This window comes from Ectopseudomonas toyotomiensis (genome assembly GCF_017167985.1).
GTDB lineage: Bacteria > Pseudomonadota > Gammaproteobacteria > Pseudomonadales > Pseudomonadaceae > Aquipseudomonas > Aquipseudomonas toyotomiensis.
This window is the reverse complement of sequence record NZ_CP070505.1, coordinates 2,498,958-2,517,340: the sequence shown is the minus strand read 5'-3', so window position 1 is coordinate 2,517,340 and position 18,383 is coordinate 2,498,958. Positions and strand designations below refer to the sequence as shown.

At 56.5% G+C, this 18,383-nt stretch carries 12 protein-coding genes; 7 read left to right on the top strand and 5 right to left on the bottom strand.

All coding sequences use genetic code 11. From position 1 onward, the window contains the following. The 6 genes from JWV26_RS11585 (at position 1) to JWV26_RS11560 (ending at position 9,298) form a co-directional block, all read left to right on the top strand. Positions 1-1,014, top strand: coding sequence for a virulence RhuM family protein (locus JWV26_RS11585; protein ID WP_206419108.1), 1,014 nt, complete (start codon positions 1-3; stop codon positions 1,012-1,014). A 36-nt stretch (positions 1,015-1,050) separates the two neighbouring features. Further along, positions 1,051-2,145, top strand: a complete 1,095-nt coding sequence (locus JWV26_RS11580; protein WP_206419107.1) for a PD-(D/E)XK nuclease family protein — start codon at positions 1,051-1,053, stop codon at positions 2,143-2,145. An 82-nt stretch (positions 2,146-2,227) separates the two neighbouring features. After that, the gene (locus JWV26_RS11575) at positions 2,228-3,763 is read left to right on the top strand and encodes an AAA family ATPase (RefSeq protein ID WP_206419106.1); all 1,536 of its coding nucleotides are present in this window, start codon (positions 2,228-2,230) and stop codon (positions 3,761-3,763) included. After that, the gene (locus tag JWV26_RS11570; protein WP_206419105.1) at positions 3,754-5,253 is read left to right on the top strand and encodes a VWA domain-containing protein; all 1,500 of its coding nucleotides are present in this window, start codon (positions 3,754-3,756) and stop codon (positions 5,251-5,253) included. The genes JWV26_RS11575 and JWV26_RS11570 overlap by 10 nt, the downstream gene beginning before the upstream one ends. Next, positions 5,250-8,525 carry a type I restriction endonuclease subunit R gene (locus JWV26_RS11565; RefSeq protein ID WP_206419104.1) on the top strand — a complete coding sequence of 1,092 codons (3,276 nt, stop codon included), beginning with the start codon at positions 5,250-5,252 and terminating at the stop codon, positions 8,523-8,525. The genes JWV26_RS11570 and JWV26_RS11565 overlap by 4 nt, the downstream gene beginning before the upstream one ends. Continuing rightward, the gene (locus JWV26_RS11560) at positions 8,522-9,298 is read left to right on the top strand and encodes a M48 family metallopeptidase (RefSeq protein WP_052029286.1); all 777 of its coding nucleotides are present in this window, start codon (positions 8,522-8,524) and stop codon (positions 9,296-9,298) included. The genes JWV26_RS11565 and JWV26_RS11560 overlap by 4 nt, the downstream gene beginning before the upstream one ends. Positions 9,299-9,471: 173 nt before the next feature. Here the strand turns inward: JWV26_RS11560 and JWV26_RS11555 are convergent, their stop codons facing one another. Beyond that, positions 9,472-10,293, bottom strand: a complete 822-nt coding sequence (locus JWV26_RS11555; RefSeq protein WP_206419103.1) for a hypothetical protein — start codon at positions 10,291-10,293, stop codon at positions 9,472-9,474. Positions 10,294-10,737: 444 nt separating this feature from the next. On the opposite strand from JWV26_RS11555, the gene JWV26_RS11550 reads away from it, so the two are divergent. After that, positions 10,738-10,968 (top strand): helix-turn-helix domain-containing protein, encoded by a 231-nt coding sequence (locus tag JWV26_RS11550; RefSeq protein ID WP_003288355.1) that lies wholly within the window; start codon positions 10,738-10,740, stop codon positions 10,966-10,968. Between the two features lie 22 nt (positions 10,969-10,990). On the opposite strand, the gene JWV26_RS11545 is transcribed toward JWV26_RS11550, so the two are convergent. From JWV26_RS11545 to JWV26_RS11530, 4 genes are read right to left on the bottom strand one after another with little or no spacing between them, the layout of a single operon-like run. Next, a complete protein-coding gene (locus JWV26_RS11545; protein WP_206419102.1) occupies positions 10,991-11,977 on the bottom strand; it encodes a Wadjet anti-phage system protein JetD domain-containing protein in 987 nt (328 codons plus the stop codon). Beyond that, entirely contained in the window at positions 11,977-16,398 is a 4,422-nt protein-coding gene (gene mukB, locus JWV26_RS11540; RefSeq protein ID WP_206419101.1) for a chromosome partition protein MukB, read from the bottom strand. Before mukB ends, JWV26_RS11545 begins: the two co-directional genes overlap by 1 nt. Then, a complete protein-coding gene (locus tag JWV26_RS11535) occupies positions 16,395-17,075 on the bottom strand; it encodes a chromosome partition protein MukE (protein ID WP_003160975.1) in 681 nt (226 codons plus the stop codon). The genes mukB and JWV26_RS11535 overlap by 4 nt, the downstream gene beginning before the upstream one ends. Further along, positions 17,072-18,379, bottom strand: a complete 1,308-nt coding sequence (locus JWV26_RS11530) for a condensin subunit F (protein ID WP_003288359.1) — start codon at positions 18,377-18,379, stop codon at positions 17,072-17,074. The genes JWV26_RS11535 and JWV26_RS11530 overlap by 4 nt, the downstream gene beginning before the upstream one ends. Positions 18,380-18,383: the final 4 nt, after the last annotated feature.

The following is an 18,383-nucleotide window of genomic DNA, read 5'->3' as shown; positions in this document are numbered from 1 at the left end:
ATGGATGCTAATGACCTGATCCTTTACACCAGTGACGACGGCGAAGCTCAACTAGTGCTCCGCGTACTGGATGGCCAAGTATGGCTGACGCAACTAGAAATGGCCGAGCTGTACCAAACCAGCAAACAGAACATCAGCTTGCATGTGCAGAACGTCCTCGCTGAGGGCGAGTTGTCAGAGGAGGCAACCGTCAAGGAAAACTTGACAGTTCAAGCCGAGGGCTCGCGCCAAGTCAGGCGCAACCTAGCGTACTACGCTCTGCCGATGATCATCGCCGTGGGCTACCGGGTGCGCTCAACGCGTGGCACCCAGTTTCGTCAGTGGGCCACCCGCACCTTGGGTGAGTACCTGCAGAAGGGCTTCGTGATGGACGACGCCCGATTGAAGGAGCCCCGCTGGGACTACTTCGATGAGCTGCTCAAGCGCATCCGTGACATACGAGCCTCGGAGAAGCGCTTCTACCAGAAGGTACGTGACCTCTTCACCATGGCCGAGGATTATCGCGCCAATGAGCAGGACACCGCCCGCTTGTTTGCCGAAGTGCAGAACAAGCTGTTCTTCGCCGTTACCGGCCATACCGCCGCCGAGCTGATCGTGCAGCGCGCCGATGCCAGCGCACCCAATATGAACCTGCTTAGTTTCAAGGGCGACTGGGTGCGCAAGGCCGATGTTGTGGTGGCCAAGAACTACCTGAATGCCGAGGAACTAGACCAGCTCAATCGCTTGGTCGGCATGTTCCTCGACTTCGCCGAGCTGCGCGCCGAGCAGCGTAAGCACTTGATGCTCGCCGATTGGCGGCAATACATCGACAGCTTTATGGCCTTCAACGAGCAACCGCTGCTACGCACTGCCGGCAGCATCAGCCACGAGCAGATGAAGCAGGTGGCACATGAGCGTTATGAGACGTTTGACCAACACCGCCGCAGCGCCGAGGCTTTGGCCGCCGATGCTCAAGAGCTGGCAGAGCTTGAACGTCTGGAAAAGCGCCTGAGTGCAAAGAAGAAATCCAAGTGACCGGATTGCCCGCTCACTCGATCAGGGAGTTACACCATGGATTTGGAACAACTGCGCGCACTGCTGGCGAAGGCCGAGCGCTTTTATCAGCCTGAGCGAGAGCCGAGCATTTTTGCCTTGGGTGGGCGCGGCTATTACGAAAACCCCACCACGGATTTGCTGGCGTTCTTCCTCAATCCAGCGCAGGTGCATGGACTGGAAGAGTGCTTCCTCACTGCGCTGCTGAATTGCCTGCCCAATACCTCAATGCTGACGCCTAGTTTGCGAGCGGCGCCCCAGCGCGAGGTGGTCACCCATAACAGCAACCGTATCGACCTGGTGCTCCCCGGTGATGGATGGGATCTGCTCTTGGAAAACAAGATTTTCCACGGACAAGTGAACCCCTTTGCCGACTATGAAGCCTTCGCTCAAAGCAAACTCAACGATGGTGAACGCCAGCTGTTTTATGCCGTGCTCTCACCATCAGGCAAAAGCGTGCGGGCCGCATGGCATGGTCTGAGTTATGCGCAATTTATTGAAGCTGCACGTCAGCAACTGGCTCAGCGCATGCTGACTCATCCTGTAGATAAGTGGCAGGTGTTTGCTCGCGATTTCCTGCTGCACCTGGAAAACATCACTGTGGAGAAGGCCATGGACGCCAAAGCTGTCAACTTTGTTATCGAGCACCTGCATCAAATCAACAAGCTGACGCGCCTCAAGGATCAGGTCATTGATGCCCTCGACGCTAAGGTGCTCGACAAGCTCGATGCCGAGGTGCCCGGCTATGCGCGTTATACCCGGCGGCACAATTGGAAGAATGGCCCCGCACTGCGTTATGCCTCCGACAACTGGAAAACGTGGTCTGACGTTGTGCTCTACCTGAGCGGTGCCAACAGCACGATGATGCCATCGGTACGGGTATACCTGTGTGATGTTGATGAAACGCTGCAAGAGCAGGGTCGAAAGCTCTTCACGGGCAACGAAACCAAAGTATGGAGTGAGGGGAAGAACAACAGCATCCTGGGTTTTAGCTGGGTGCTGGATCACTTTGATGAAGAGGAAGTGCTTGGCCTGATCGTTGAGAAAATGAAGCTGCTGATGACTTTCGAAAACGGAATACGTGCGCAAGTCGGTCAGCACACTGAGGCTTAATTACATTGTCTGTCAGATTACCTGGCGGCTTTTGACCATGTGGTAGCCATGAGGGCTGCCGAGTGATTGCAAGGAGTTGGATGTGGGTTTGCAAAAGCGTATCGGGGATTTGGTCGCCAGCGTAAGCGCGGGCATGTTTGAGCGTGAAGAGATCATCGCGGTATCCCTGCTGGGAGCACTCTGCAGGCAGAATACATTTTTATACGGGCCACCCGGCACGGCCAAGAGTCTGATTTCTCGCCGTATAGCCTGCGCCTTTGAGCAGCCAACCTATTTCGAATACCTGATGAACCGCTTCAGCACACCTGAAGAGGTGTTTGGCCCTGTGTCCATAAAAGCGCTGAAAGAAGATCGCTACATTCGCAAAACAGATAGTTATCTGCCCAAGGCCGATTTCGCCTTCCTTGATGAAATCTGGAAGTCCAGCCCAGCTATTTTGAATACCCTGCTGACGTTGATTAACGAGCATGTGTTCCGTAATGGTGAAGCCATTGAGAAAGCCCCACTCAAGGCCCTGATTGCTGCATCCAACGAGACGCCAGATGCCAATCAAGGCCTGGAAGCCTTGTACGACCGCTTTATTGTGAGGCTGATGGTGGGGCCCATTCGTGAAGCCCAGCACTTCGATCAGCTACTTAATAGCAAACCGACCGAAGCCAAAATCGACATCCCCTCGGCTCTACAGGTGAAGTCCAGCGAATGGGCTGAGTGGATGGTGCAATCACATCAGGTCAAGCTGTCTGCTGAGACGCGAACCATCATTCACTTGATTCGCGAACAACTGGAGCAGCAATACGAAACGCTCAAGGTTTATGTCTCCGACCGACGCTGGCAGCGTGCCGCGATGCTTATGAAGGCAGCAGCCTTCTTTAATGACCGCAAGGAGACCAACCACAGTGACGCATTGCTGCTGCAGCACTGCCTATGGACGCATGAAGAGAATCGTCAGGCTGTCTGGGATATCGTTGCAGAAGCGGTAAAGGCCTGCGGCTTTGATAGTGGTATAGATTTGGCTGCACTGGATAAAGAGAAAGACGCACTAGACAAGGAGATAAAGAAGGAGCTTTTCCATTCTGCTGATATTTACAAAACGGTAAAGCTCTCCAACAAGGATTTCTTTCAATGCAAAGGCACCTTCAAGCCCAAAAATAGCTACTACAGCAACTACGAAAAAGCATTTGAGATATTCATCGCAAAAGATAGACTCAAGACAAAAGACGAGTTCCACCCGCTAGACAATAAAGGTAATGAACAAAAAAGTGTTAAGTGCAAATTTGACGGACAAGGAACCTGTCAGATCACCTTATCTAACGGCCACGTGGATTACCTGAGCATTAAGTTCACGCCTGAAGTTCTTTTTCACAAAGGCGACAGAAAGGAAGATATTAACATACGATTAATCACCTCCCTTTCCTCTTCGGTGAGTGAAATTCGCGAGAAGCTCTCTTTCACTCTGAAAAAAGTAGAGAAAAAATTTAAAGCCTACGAGACTAAGCTGAGCTCGCCTTTTGTGCCGGCAGATAAGATCTCTCTAGCAATTTCGGGAATAGCACTACAAATCGAAGGTTTGCAACTTCGTATCAAAGACTGCGAACGGCTGGAAGAATTATGCCGCTAGATCTACTGGCTAGTGCTGCCAAGGATGTTAGCGATAATGCTCAGCGTATCTTCGCGTCGCTATTAAGGAACTCTGATTCGGCTGCAGATTACGTAGCAGAGAGGATTCGGCTGTGGCAGCTGGCCTCGGCTGAAGAGCTGAAAGCTGAGTTCCCCTTTGCGCTATATGAGCAGCAGCTATCGGACTGGCAAACCCGGAACCAGTCTCCCCCTATTTCGAGTGCAGAACTGGCAGCAGCTGTTGCGGAGTATGTTGCGCTCTGTCGTGTAGCCAAACTGCCGGACAATCAATCTTTTTGGCAGCGTGAGCTAGCAGCGGTGACGGCCTCTCAAACAGTTACCAAAAAACGTCAGGCCGATAGCACCGTAAGTGCCCGCCTTTTGCGAGATGAATGGCAAAAGGCGCTAGATAAAGCGCGGGCCGACTGGGAGCTTGAGCGCATATCCATGCTGCGCCGGCAGTTCATGGAGGAGCTCGAGGTATTTCTGCAGTTACTGCAACAGCTTCAACAGCAGTTGGAAATGCTGGGGTTGGACCCAGGTATATTCCTTGACCTGTCCAAAGGCAATTTCTCTGCACAAGAGATCGAGCGCTTTAAGCGGTGGGCTAACTACTTGGCCAATGATCCGGGTGTTCGGTCGCTATGTGATTTGCTAGGCAAGCTGCGCCAGTTGGAGTTGTCAGAGCGCATTGAGCGGGCTCAGGTGCGTTATTCGCAAGACATCGAGTTACCAGATATCAATTCGCGGGAAGAGATCATCGGCATTCGCTTGGGGCGTGATATCGAGCATGTGCTGCCGAGTGAGTTGGCGCTTTTGGCTGACCCCGAAACGTCCATTCTTTTCGACCTCAAGTACGTCGAGTCACGGCTGATGTGTTTTGACATGCAGGGCATTCAGCGCGTGCAGCAACATCACCAAAAGGAAGAGCTGGGCAGCGTTGAAGAGGCAGCTAAACAAGGGCCAATGGTGATCTGTGTCGACACCAGCGGCTCTATGAGCGGTATGCCTGAGACGGTTGCCAAAGCCGTGGCGCTCTTCATTGCAGGCAAGGCCAGGCAGCAGAAGCGAGCATGCTATTTGATTAATTTTTCCACCGGCATAGAGACGCTGGATCTTGGCGACGACTTTGGCATGGAGGCGTTGATCAAGTTTCTAGGCATGTCCTTTCACGGCGGTACGGATGCGATCCCGGCATTGGATCATGCGTTGGGTGTGATGAAAAGCGAAGCCTATGAACGAGCAGACCTGTTGATGATTTCAGACTTCATCATGGCTAGCTTGCCAGAGCATTTACGCCAGCAAATTGAGCAGCAGCGTACTCATGGCAACCGCTTCTATTCCCTGGTCGTAGGCGATTGCTTTATGACTCAGCGTTTAACCAGCCTTTTTGATCATGAATGGGTCTATGACCCACACAGCAGCCAGATTCATGAGCTGATTGGTTTTCAGCGAAAACTGGATGGCCGCCCGGAGAATCACAGCGCATGACACCAACACCGAAATTTCAGGAGGAGTACAGCGCAAAGCTTCCTGCTCTGGCGCTGCTCTGCAACCTCGGCTGGGAATTCATGTCACCCGAGCACGCTCTGGCTGCGCGGGCCGGTAAGAGCGATGAAGTGGTGCTGCGTGATGTGCTGCGTGAGCAGCTGAGTAAGCGGCGCTTCCTGTTTGGAGGCGGTGAGTACCCGCTTTCCGCAAAAGCTATCGACAACCTGATCAGTGAAGTGTGCAGCCCTGCACTCAATGAAGGATTGATGGCTGCAAACGAACGGCTCTATAACCATCTGCTGTATGGCATCTCGGTGACGGAGTTCGTGGATGGTAAAAAGGCCAGCCCAACCGTGGCGCTGATCGACTGGCACAATCCAGCCAACAACAGTTTTATCTTCACTGAAGAATTTCGCGTGCTCCGCAGCGGCGGTGTGGAAGCGCGCAGGCCGGATATCGTTTGCTTCGTCAATGGCATTCCTCTGGTCGTAATCGAGGCCAAGCGCCCGGATGGCAATGCACAAAAAGGCCCGACAATCGACGAAGGCGTTTCGCAAAGCCTGCGCAACCAGCGCCATGACGAAATTCCCAAACTGTTCGCCTATAGCCAGCTACTGCTGTCGATCAATGGCAGCGATGGGCGCTATGCCACCTGCGGCACGCCAGCTAAGTTCTGGGCGGCCTGGCGCGAAGAGGATATCTCTACCTCTGAGTTGTACACGCTAAAGAATCGCCAACTGACTGGTGTGCAGAAGGCGGCAATTTTCAGCCATCGCCCAGCGGCTGATCTGCACTGGTACGAAAACCTGATCGCTGGCGGCGAGCTCGCACTGACAGGCCAAGATCAGTTGCTCATTAGCCTATTGTCCCCAGCCAGGCTGCTGGAGATGACTCGTTTCTTCACCTTGTTCGACAAGAAGGCCGGCAAGATCGTCGCGCGTTACCAACAGGTTTTCGGCATCAAACGGCTGATTGAACGGATCAATCAGAAACGCAAAGACGGCGGTCGTGAAGGTGGTGTCATCTGGCATACAACCGGCTCGGGCAAATCATTCACCATGGTTTTTCTGAGCAAGGCGCTGATCCTGCATGACTCTCTCAAGCAGTGCCGCATTGTGGTGGTCACCGACCGGGTTGACCTGGAAAGCCAGCTGAGCAAAACGTTTGCCTCGGGCGGCGAACTGGCTGGCAAGAAGGATCGGGAGGCTGCCATGGCCACTTCCGGCACGCGCTTGGCTGAGCAAATCGGTAAGGGCAACGAGCGCATCATTTTCTCGCTGATCCAGAAGTTCAACAGCGCTACCAAGCTGCCACAGTGCGTGAACACCAGTGCCGACATCATCGTGCTTATCGATGAGGGTCATCGTAGCCAAGGCGGTGAAAACCATATCCGCATGAAGCAGGCGCTGCCCAATGCGGCCTTTGTCGCGTTTACCGGCACACCGCTGCTCAAGGACGATAAGACGACGAACAAGTTTGGCCCCATCGTGCATGCCTACACCATGCAGCGCGCAGTGGAGGATCAGGCTGTGACACCGTTGCTCTATGAAGAGCGGATACCTGATCTGGATGTAAATGCGCGCGCCATCGACAGTTGGTTTGAGCGAATCACTGAAGGGCTAAACGAGCAGCAGAAAGCCGACCTCAAGCGCAAGTTCGCCAAGAAGGGGCAAATCTATAGCGCGGATGACCGTATTCGCCTGATAGCTCTAGATATTGCTAACCACTTCGTGAAGAACATCGACGAGGGGCTAAAGGGTCAATTGGCCTGCGACAGCAAGGCCTCGGCAATCAAATACAAGCAGTACCTGGATGAGGCAGGCTTGTTCGAGAGCGCCGTTGTGATGAGCCCGCCGGATAGCCGTGAGGGCAACACCGATGTGGATGAGGTGGCCTCACCCGAGGTAACCCAGTGGTGGAAGAAAAACGTCGGCAGCACGGATGAGCAGACCTACACCAAGCAATTGATCGAGCGATTCGACAAGGATGACTCACTCAAGCTCCTGATTGTGGTGGACAAGCTGCTGACGGGATTCGATGAGCCGAAAAACACCGTGCTCTACATCGACAAGCCACTTAAGGAGCACAACCTGATCCAGGCGATTGCTCGGGTAAACCGTCTGCATCCACTAAAGAAGTTTGGCTTGCTGATCGACTACAGGGGCATCCTTTCCGAGCTGGATACCACGATCCAAAAGTATCAGGATCTGGCCTCGCGCACCCAGGGCGGCTATGACATCAATGACATCGCTGGCCTCTACAACCAGATGAGCAGCGAGTACAAACGGCTACCCCAGCTGCATAAGAACCTCTGGGCGATATTCTCCGATGTGAAAAACAAAGGTGACATCGAACAGCTGCGCCAAGTACTGGTGCCTAGGATGCAAGAGCGCGATGGTGAGCTGGTTGATGTGAATCTCAAGGTACGCGACGACTTCTATGAAGCGCTGACCGAGTTCGCTACCTGCCTAAAGGTCGCTTTGCAGTCAGCATCCTTCTTCGAGGACACCAGCTTTAGCGATGCCGACAGAGCTCATTACAAGGAAACTCTTAAACAGTTCTCCAGTCTGCGCCAACTCGCCAAACAAGATGCCGGTGAAACGGTGAACTACGACCAGTATGCCGAGCAGGTACGCAAGCTGCTGGATAAGCATGTGGTAGGCGTCGAGGTGAAAGACCCCGTTGGGGTTTATGAAGTCGGCAAGATGGGGCAGCAAAAGCCTGAACAGTGGAGCGAGGAAAAGACGCGCAACGAAACAGACATCATCAAGACCCGTATCAGCAAGATGATTGAGCAGGAGTTGCGTGATGACCCCTACGCCCAAGAGGCGTTCTCCAAACTGCTGCGCCAGGCCATCGAAGAGGCGGCAAAGCTATTTGACCACCCGCTCAAGCAATACCTGCTATTCCACGAATTTGAGCAGAAGGTGCAGGCCCGCAAGCTCGATGAGCTGCCAGATGCTTTTGCAGGTAACCGGCATGCCCAGGCGTACTTCGGCATTTTCAAGAAGAGCCTTCCTGAGGCCTTGATTTCAGCTGATGAACATGCACAGGAGCACTGGGTAAAACTGGCTTTCAGCCTGGATGAAATGGTCACGACCTCAGTGGCTGAGCACTCAATCAACCCACAAAATATCGAAAGCGATATTCGTAAGAAGCTACTGCCGCTGCTCTTCAAGGAGTGCAAAGCTGTGGGCGCTGGTATGGATCAGGCGAAGGCCATGGTTGAGTGGGTGGTGCAAATCACGCGAGTAGGCTTGTCCGGCTTATGAGTGTGCCTATCGTCATGAGCGCTCCACCTGCCCCCGCAGTGTTGAGCTGGCTGAGCTTTCACTATGCCGATGAGTTGATACAGGTTGAAAGGGCGCGAAGGGCCCGCGATGTTTCACGCATTCTGATCAAGGTCGATCCAGACTGCCGCGTGCGCGTCAGTGCGCCGGATGGGGCCAGCGATGAACAGGTATTGGCCGCGCTGAAACGACGCAGTCGCTGGATCTATGAGCAGCTTCGTGAGTTCCGTGCTCAGCTAACGCACGTTCGCCCGCGGCAGTACATCAGCGGGGAAAGCCACTACTACTTAGGCAAGCAGTATGTGCTCAAGGTGATTGAGGCGCCTGATGAGCTACAGCAGGTGCGTTTGTTGCGGGGCAAGCTTGAGGTTTCTGTTCGGGTCAAGTCGGCAGACAAGATCCGAGAACTCCTTTACGCCTGGTACAAAGCTCGCGCCCGAGAGGTGTTTGATCGACGTCTAGATGCTGTCTTGCAACAAGCCCTTTGGGTTGCAGCCAAGCCGCCACTGCGCATCCTAAGCATGCAAACACAGTGGGGCAGTTGTTCACCTGCGGGCCGTATCACGCTCAACCCCCACTTGGTTAAAGCATCCCGCGAGTGCATCGACTATGTGATCTTGCATGAGCTTTGTCACATCGCCGAACACAACCACAGTGAGCGTTTCTACCGGCTTATGCAGCAGGTCATGCCGCAATGGGAAAAGACAAAAAAACGACTGGACGGTATGGCGGCTGCCTTGCTGAACGGAGGCTGAGCATCGTTTGATTAGCGCGCTTGCCAAAACGCTTGATAGCCAAGGATTAGCTGCCTTGTTTTGACTGTTCCACCAGCAGCGTGAAATCGAAAACGCTGGGCCCCGCAGAAAAGCTCAGAGGGTACCCCTATCCAGCGTAAAGCTGGGCAGGGGAATCTATCCGGGTAAAGGTTTTACGGGTTGCCTGCCATCTGGCGGGCATAATAACGATCGCTGAGGTCTTTATTAGGATCAGCCTTGAGCCAGCGCTCGGGCTTGGTGCAGTCCATGCAGGTCAGTGTTTTCTTATCAGGGCTAAGACTATACAGGTGGGCCTTGGGGCCAGTTCCAATCTTCAGCCCAGCTTCCGAAACTTCGAACCCAGGAACCTCGTGCCCCAAACGATCCATGGTCTCAAATTTGAACGACCAGCTTTTGATCTGGCTTTTGCGCCAGATGGTCATGATGGTCAAAGGGTCTTGTTTCGTTGTGCGCTGATAGACCCAATCGCCTTCATAGGGAGTTAGCTTCGGAGCTTCTAGATCCCGCATCCCCTGCTGCAAGGCTTTCTCCTGTATTTTGGCAAGCTCGGCATTTAATTGCTCCTCGTCCCTCCTGGCCTGATCTTTGAGCATCTGGTCTACGTCATAAGGCCCTTTGGGGTCATATTTCCAAACCGTATCGTCCTTGATGCGAAGAATCTTGCAGTTGAGGCAGTCAAGGCTTTGCTCGTCCACATTACGCTTCATGGCCAAGCGTTCGGAACTATTTACGTCGTCAAGAAGAAGCTTTCCATCTTTGACAGAGACGGTCATTTTGACAAGCGGCTTGATGCGGCCAGTACCTAGCTCCTGCCCAATGAGCTCAGCTTCATTGCCATGGATATTAAGGACTAGCTCAACTTTGCTATTCGACGGATTCTTAGCGCGATAGCTGCCTGTGAAATCCTCGCCCCCGCAACCGGCGAGGAGAGTGCCAGCAACGACTGTTGCCGCTAGTTTAATTATGAAACGCATATCATCTTTCCAGTCAGTGTGTCTTGTAATGCCCGTATTGAGGCGCGATCCATTTGCGGAAGGAAATGGGTGAAGACCTTTTGGTCACGCTACTTCTGGCCCTATCGCTACAACCAGGGCTTGTAAGTGTTGGGGCATTGGTTTGGGACGGACTACTTTCTGAGCGGCAGGGCATCGTAAAAATGCTGCTCTCGGACTCAATGAGCATTCCTTGCTGATGGTTCGATCCGCTTACGTGATTGGCGGATGCAAAGCGCGCACTCCTTGCGAATAAGGTAAAGCCGACCCGCCATGCCAAGCGCTACCATGTAAACGAGAGTCGGCCTGCAAGGCGACCGATGATGGCTTCAGGTTACGAAGCGGTGTTTTAGCAAATTCACAGTATATTGTGAAGACCACAGATGGCTCGACCCAGATAGTCCTCCCTTTTAAGGGAGGGCTTCCGTGGAGGTCGGATTGGCGTTCGGTAAAGTCTTGCGCAGGCGGCGTGTCGCAGCAGGATTTACCCAGGAACAATTGGCCCATGAGGCAGAATTGCAGCGTAATTACGTCAGCCTGATGGAGCGGGGCGTCAACCAGCCAACCATTACCACCTTGCTCAAGCTAGCCATCCCTCTGGGCTGCACAGCAGCAGAAATCGTCGACGAGGTAGAACAACTCGTTGCACACTCCTGAGCACCGGTGTCCTCTGAGCCCCTCAGTTGACGAGTGGTTGAACGATCGACTCAAGCGCACTTCTCATCCTAGAGTCGACCACCAAAGGCTCCTGCTCCAACCAAAGACCTTTGTCCACGAGATCATGCACCAGCTTGGGCGCATGACGAAGATCAAGCCCAGCAGGCCATGGCTTTTTCAACTTCCTAGGCTCGACGCACTCGGTCCAGAAGGATGGAACGAACCAGTACAGATCCGACCGAAGCTCTCGTAGTTTCAGGAAGATTCGTACGCCGTTCGGGTCGAGATCACCAAAGTGAACGACAGGAACCTCGGGCTGCACCTGAGCGAGTAGATGCACAACAGTGGCTATGTCCCAGCCAGGGACATGAGCCAAAAGCCATCCGTCCAGCATCGGCAGGTCACGCCAAGCGCCAGAGTTTTCCACCAGCAAGACCGCTTGCAAGGGACCTTCCAAGGTGAGGCCATCCAGGAAGGCCCGCTCCGGGATCGGTGCTTCACCAAGAAAACGGGCAAGCTTCCATAGATCCAGGACACCTTGCTCGGTCTGTGCCACCAATCCACGCGGTGGCCGCAAGCGTAACAATCCGTCGTGGGTCGCTTCGGTGCCGGCAAGCGCGGCTTGCCGGCGCGGCGTCAGTACCGCTTTGGAGTGGGGCGCGGTTAGCGCGGCTGCAGTCCGGCGATTGAGGCGTCCTGGCAGCGCCGGAAGCCGCCCTGCGCGGCGCGCATCTTCCAAGCGAGTCCAACCATCAGGCGTGGGAGAAAACCCTCCCGCTGTAAGTTCCGCCAGCGTTTCCTGCCAGTCCGGCCATACCCGCTCAAGCAGCGCAACGAGTTCAGTGCGGCGAGCCTCTACCAAGGCAATCTGATCACGCCGGCCGGTCGAGCGGATCCAGGATAGTTCTGCCAGAGTGTCATACGCTTTCACCTGTGAGGCGCGGCGCTTGAGCGTCCCCTGCACCAGCAACTCGAGCAGAGCAATGCGCTGCTGCGGCGTCTGCCACATTAGCCTACGCTCCTAGTGCGACGACCGAACACCAGAACTTCCTCGCGCCCCTCGGGCGTCACCTGGCGCACCAAGCGATACGTCGTATTGCCTTCGGCACGCGCCACCTCGGGAGCCGCGATCATCAACTGCAGATCCAATGTCTGACACAAATCGAACAGGACGCCGAGATTGTCTGGCGACAGGCGATTGGCTTCGTCCAAGAACAGGAAACGCAGCGAACCGTGAGCGCGCTTACCGCGCAGCAAGGTCGCATCGCGCTCCCACTCGGTGAGAACCACCATCATCAATGCAGCACCGACACCGATCGCCTCGCCGGTCGACAAACGTGTCGGGTTGGCGACTTCCCACTCGGTGCCGGACTTGCGACGGATCTCCACCTGCAGATGCACGTATTCCCGATAATCGAGCAGACGCTGCCCTGCTGAGCGCCCACCGCCGTAGCGACGAAAGATTTCGTCGAGCGCCTCCTCGATCGGCATGTCCGCCTGGAACAGCAGCTCCTGGGCCGCACCTTCACGCAGGGCGCGAAGGATCTGCTCCATACGTTCGACAGCCTGCATGCGCACACGGATGCCCTGAATGCTGCCGAAGCTGACCTTTTCTAGACTCTTGGTCAAGCGAGTGACTTGGCCACGTGCCTTGCGGATCTGTACGTCAATGCCTCGTGCTACGTCTTCGCTAGCTCCACGCAGGTCGCTTTCCTGACGGGCGAGACGCTCTTCGAGGTCAGACAGTTGGTCGCGCAGCCGGATGAGCGCTTCGCGCGGGTCAGCGACCTCGGCCACCTGTGCCGGCAGGCGGCGGCGCAGCCAGTCGCGCACAGCCAGCCAAAGCGTCAGGATGGCATCAGCGAAGGCGGCATCGGAGGTATCGCGCAGCTGTTGCAGTTCGGTCAGCAAGACCTCCCCGCCGCGCGCACTACCCAGGCGTTCCAGTAGGACACCTCGGCGTATCTTGGCTTCCTGGACAAAATTAATGTGGCCACGGATGTCGGCAAACTCTTCAGGGGTTCTGGTCAGCAACTCGCCCACCAGACCATCGCGCATCGCCCAGTCAAGTAGGTCATCCCAGCGCTTACGTGCCGGCTCGGCCTCACGGCGTTCGATAGCGAGTTTGTCGTCGGCAGATTGCAGATCCTGCTGGGCGTTCTGTAAGCCATGTTCCTGGTTGCCCTTAGCCGTCAGCAACTCATCGCGCCGCGTCCCATGGGTACGCAGTTCTTGTTCCAACCGCATCACCTCGGCACTAGCAGCCGACAGGGCATCCTCGGTGGGAGCGGGTATGCCGAGGGAATCGAAATGTTCAGCGGCGGATTCATGTTCCTGTCTAGCGTTGTCGTACTGGCTTTGCGCTGCAAGAAAGCGCTTGCTCGCTTCCTCATACTGGGCTTCCGCGTGGGTGACCTTGTTTTCGCAATCTTGTTGCAGCGTTTCGGCTTCGCTCAGTTGCTCTTGCAGCGCCGGAACCAGTTCTTGCGAGTCTTCGAGCCTACCTGGAGCTTCCTCCCAGGCCAACGCTTCGGCGTTGTCGCACAGATATTCGAGTGCTTCGATCCCTGCATCGAGCTGCTGGCGCCGCCTCTCCAAGGCATTGGAGTGAAGCGTCAGGTTTTCTATATCCGGGTCCGACAACGGAAGCTGGCGCAAGTCACCAAGCCCGTGCTCCACACGTAGGACATCTTCCTGGTTGGCGGCGATCCAGCTTCTGGCCTCGACTGCTTGCGATGCTTTTTCGCTGAGGACTTGCACGCGCTCGCCATGATCGGGGGGATCGAGCAGCATCGCCTCGGCCAGCAACGAACGCAGTCTGCCAATACGCGGCTGCAGTGTCTGTGCCGCTGTAGCATTGCGATCAGCCGTTTCGCGCTGCTGCTCGATCTGTTCATCGACCAAGGTGATCGCCTGCTGCGCCTCGGTGATGGCACTTGCAGGATCCCCCGCCAGCCAAACCTCCAGCCCAGCAAGTAGAGCATCGCCATCGGCCTGCAGCCGCTCCAGCGTGCGCCGTGCACCCCTCATCGCATGCAGCTCGGAGGCTTTCTCTTCGGCCTGCGCCTGCAGGTCGGCTGCCCTTTTCTCGCGCGCCCGCCGCCCTATGCGCGGCTTGGTGGGAATACGGGACAAGCGGAGAGCGATACCGTCTTGGATAGCAAGATCGCCTTCGCCGGCAATCGTGGTGTCGAAGGATTCTGCCAAGCGATAGAGGTCGGCATCACGCGGCACCAGTAGCACGTCAGCTAGTTCCTCTGGCCGGTCCACAGCCGCAAGAGCTGCTGCTGTGAGATCGTCGACGACCAATGCCTGCACCAAGGCCCCAAGCCGGGCTTCCAGCACCGCAGCCTCCTCAATCGCCACTTCTTCGTAACTACCGGCCAGTAGTTCGGCACCGAGCCTGTCCTTGAGCTGCAACAACGCAGGAGAGAACGGGCCTCCGGCCGCCAGTAAATCGCGCGCTTCGCGGATCAGTCGCTCCTGCGCTTGCTGTGCCTGCTGTTCGGCCCGGCCTGCCTCGGCGTACTGCTTGCCTAAGAGAGCACGGGCTTCATCCAGGTTGCCCCGATCCTCTACTCGTATACCGAGGTGTTCGGACAAGCGCATAGCGCATTCCGTCAGCTTCCGCCATTGCGGCTCGCGTGCCAGCAACTGCTGATATTGTTGCTGGAGCTCCTCGCACCGGCGTCGTAGCCCGGCAAGTTCGCCATTAGCCGTCCGTTGCGCCTGCTCGTGTGCGGATCGTTCGGCTTCAGTATTGGTGAGCAAAGCGTTGACGACTTGCGTGGCGGGCGCCTGGGTCAAGACCACACCTAACTCGCTCGCCTGTGCGTGCACCCGAGCCTGCCGGACCTGCAACTGTTGCGCTTCGGCCAGTTCACGTTCGATGCTGGGAACCTGATCAGCAAGTACGCTCAGTTGCCGGTGAAGACGCAACGCTTCAGTAGCCGCATCGTACGCAGCGATGATTTCGACATCCCGTCCCGCGAGCCGCCGCACAGCCGCTATGAGCTGCGCATGCCGCTTACGATGCTCCAGCGCATCGGACAGGCGTGTCCTGGCTTCACGACGCTCCTGATCGATGGACTCGAGTGTGTTACGTGCCGATGCGAGGTGATCGACGAACTGCGCCGGGAGCAAAGGGGCAACCTGCAAAGTCATCTCGGCTTCCCGCAGTCGTCGGGTTACTTGGCGATAGGCAGCGGCCCTGCGATGCAGTTCCTCTATGCCCCGCTGCAGGTCGGCGAGACCCTCAGCGGCGCGTTTGTAACCCTCCTGGGCACGCTTGAGTTCCTCGCGGTTGCGGATTCGCAACGTTTCAGCCTCGCTTCGCAGCCTGCCCGCTTCCTGTGCTTCGCGCTCGGTCTCCGCGAGACGGATAACACTCTGTTGCAGGGTGCACAATGCCGCCAAGGCATCCTTCAGCTTGGAGTGCCAATTGCGTGCGGCTTCGAGCACTCGATCCAGTTCGCCCTTGTGAGCATTGAGCTCATCCAACTCGGCCAGAGTCGCGTCGAGTGCTCCGCGCGCAACTTCCTGCGCCTGGAAGGCCTGATCACGCGTGCTCTGAGCCTCGCTCACCCGGCGTGCCAACTCGTCGGCACGTTCGCGAGTAGCGAGGAAGGCCGCGCCGAACATGGCCTGGCCGGCTTCGAAGATACTGCCGATTTCTTGCTCCAGGCGGCGCGACTCTTGCACTTCTACCCGCGTGCGCCGGCAGGAATCCAGGTTTGATCGCATCCTCTGCAAGGTATCAGCGAGGCCACTTTGCTCCCTGAGCAGGAACGAGCGTAGCTCCGAAGTGAGCACCCTTGAGATGCCGCCGGTCATGCTGGTACGCAACATATCGTTAAACTTATTGCGCTCCTCGTCGGTACCAAGGCGCAGTGGCATGACTCCCTGGTCGAATAGCGCGGCGAAGTACTCCCGGGCGGAGGGATAAGATTGTAATCGCCCACCGAGCCGCGCCGCGTTGTCGCGCAACTCCTGCAACTCCGGCACAGACTCGACGCCCCCCTGTGCAACCAGCAGCAGATCTTGCAATCGGATCGCAGGGTCGAGGCCCCAGACAATAAATGGGGTAGGCTCCACGGAGGGTTCACCTTTGCGTTCCAGATGCACCCCAGCCAGCAGCCTCTGTGCACCTGCAAGGGCAAAATCTACCACCACGTAGGAAGGGCGTCCGGGATCACCTAGACGTCCCCAAATACCCTTGTCGCCGCCAGTCGCTCCAGTCTCGCCGAGATTGGTGAAGCGCAGGCGGGACATATCGGGCAACAGAGCGACATAGGCGGCAATCATCACCGTGGTCTTGCCGGCACCGTTGCTGCCTTCCAGCGCAGTGACATGCCGATCGAGTAGATAACGCTCGTAGAAGACACCTTTCCAATTGACCAGGGCTAAAGCATCGGCACGCGTTCGACTCATGACAACATTTCCTCCCCCTCCGCGTCGCCGCTATCGTCATCCATGTCGTTAGCATCACCCAGTAATACCTCTCCACGCGCAACCAGCCGCTCTAGGGCGTCGCTGGGATCTGTGAGCCCGCGAACTGGCTCGGCAAAGCGCATGAGTGCCGGACGCAGGCGCAATCTGGCCGCATCAACCACATCGATGAAACCCAGCTCAGCTAACTTACGCAGCGCCTCGTCCGCTTTCCCTCGCACAGTTTCAGCGGCAATGCGTTCGTCATACTTGCGTCTACGCGGATTTAGCGTACGCACCAGCACATCGGTGCCCAGTAATCCGGACAGCCGCTGCAATAGCGCTTCACGTGTCGCCATGCCGCCATGCTGCAAAGTCGCGGGATCGAGATACATCAGCGCCAGCACCTGCCCGATAAGCATTTCGCCGACGGATAGCTGACGTCGCCCCAGCCGCTCGCCGCTGGGCAGCAAATAGAAATAGCCATCGCTCTGCTGGATCAGCTCACAACCGAAACGCCGATAAAAAGGTTCGAGCAGCGCCTGTGCCTCCACCAGGTAATCATAGGGGCAGCCATCATCTCGACCGATATGGCGTCCACGTCGCAGCATCAGATCCACCTCGGGGAATCGCTCGTCGACAATCACCTCTTCCAGAGAATCGAATACGGCATCGCTCACTCCACTTTCCTCCGGCCCTGGACAGTCCATTCCTCGACTTCGAGCTGTTCGCCCACTTCTAGCCATAGCCGCTCGCGGCTTGAACGCAATCGGGCTAGCCTTGCAGCTGCGTCAGCGATGCGACCCGCAGCCACGTATTGGCTATCGTCGGTCAGCGTGGCGAGTACCTGCACCGTTAGCCCCGCCAAGGTATCTACGCCCTCGTCGAGCGCCCGACTCACCAACACTTCGATATCTGCCAGCGCATTTTCAGCTTCCACCCAGGCTGGTTCGGCCTCACGATCAGTCTTTGGCCTGGCCACCACCGGACGCTCGACGCGTGCTTCAAGTGTGCGTAGCAGGCAGATAGAGCCTGCATGCGCAGCTAGTAGATGGAAAGGCCTGTTTCCCCACTCCGCAATCTGATCGCGCAAGCGCTGGCTCAGCGCCCGATCAGGATCCAGTCTGACCACGTCGCGCAGGTAGCGGTGTACATACTGGTAGTATTCGGACCATGCCTTTTGGCGTGCACCGCCCCAGGCTCCGATCCGGTCTACATGTTCGATGACCCGCTGTGCGGCTCCCTCGGCTTCGACATTTTCTGCTGAAACGGCCAGCGCCTGGATGTCCTGGAGCAACGCAACGAAATGGTGTGTGTCTCGCAGCAGGATTTCATTGAGCTCGCGCAATGTGTGGGTCGTTGCGTCGAGCAGGCTCTGGCATCGATCGATTGCGCTAAACCAGTCGTTCGACAGCAGGCTAGCGATTTCCGCCTGGATTTCCTCCTGCTGGGCATCAAGCCCCCGCTGCCGACGTTCGATACCCGCCACCATGTCACCGACCGTGATCCTCAGGGGGGCGACCACGCGCTGACGCCAATCCTCATCGTTATGGGCCTTCCTGGCTGTCGCCAGGATGTCGGCAAGTTGAGCGCGCAAGGTACCGGTCAGTAGGCTGAGGCTTTCCCGAGTCAGGGCCTCGTCCGCCAGAAAGTATTCGATAACCGCAGCAGCAAGTCGTGTCAGCGCATACTCGCCCGCCCGAACGATGCCGGCGCCATCAACTCGGGCCAGCATGCGCTGCTCGCGTAATCGTTGAATGGCGTGGGTCGCGCGCTTGCGCGGATTTTCGGCAGCGGGTTCGACGACATCGCAGACCTGTTCAAACAGGTCGATCAGCAGATCTTCCTCGAACGACGCAAGCCCAGCCTTGTCCGCTCGCAGGTACAGACCTGCTAGAAAGCAGACATCCGCTGTTTTCAGGTCAAGATTGACCTGATCCCGTACCAGCGAGGCGATAAGGCGATTCGGATCGGATGCTGTCATAAGC